The following is a 371-nucleotide window of genomic DNA, read 5'->3' as shown; positions in this document are numbered from 1 at the left end:
GTGAGCGTGGCGGATGCGCGCTTCGCCAAGCCCTTGGACGAGGCGCTGATCCTGGATCTGGCGCAGAACCACGAGGTTCTGATCACCATCGAGGAGGGCGCGCGCGGCGGGTTCGGGGCGATGGTGCGGCACCTGCTGTCCGAGCAGGGCGCGCGGGACGCGGGCCGGGGGCGGGTCCGGACGCGGACGCTGCCGGACACCTACCAGGACCACGACAGCCCGGAGAAGATGTACGCTGAGGCCGGTATCGACGCCGCCACCATCGTCAAGACGGCGCTCGATACCCTGCCGGAGCGCAAGGAAGGCCGCTAGCGCCTGCGACTGGCCTGATCTAGGCGCGAAGCAGCGGGGGACGCGGTCACGTCACTAGC

At 70.4% G+C, this 371-nt stretch carries 1 protein-coding gene; it reads left to right on the top strand.

Features of this window, described 5'->3' with window-relative positions; genetic code table 11:
- Positions 1–312: transketolase C-terminal domain-containing protein (locus tag MKL09_RS08515; RefSeq protein ID WP_279605754.1), on the top strand; the 312-nt coding region annotated here is incomplete at its 5' end.
- Positions 313–371 lie beyond the last annotated feature (59 nt).

The sequence above is a fragment of the Methylobacterium sp. J-048 genome, from assembly GCF_022829515.1.
In the GTDB taxonomy this organism is placed as follows: Bacteria; Pseudomonadota; Alphaproteobacteria; order Rhizobiales; family Beijerinckiaceae; genus Methylobacterium.
Note: the sequence above shows the minus strand (reverse complement) of the source record. Positions and strands in the feature narration are given on the sequence as shown.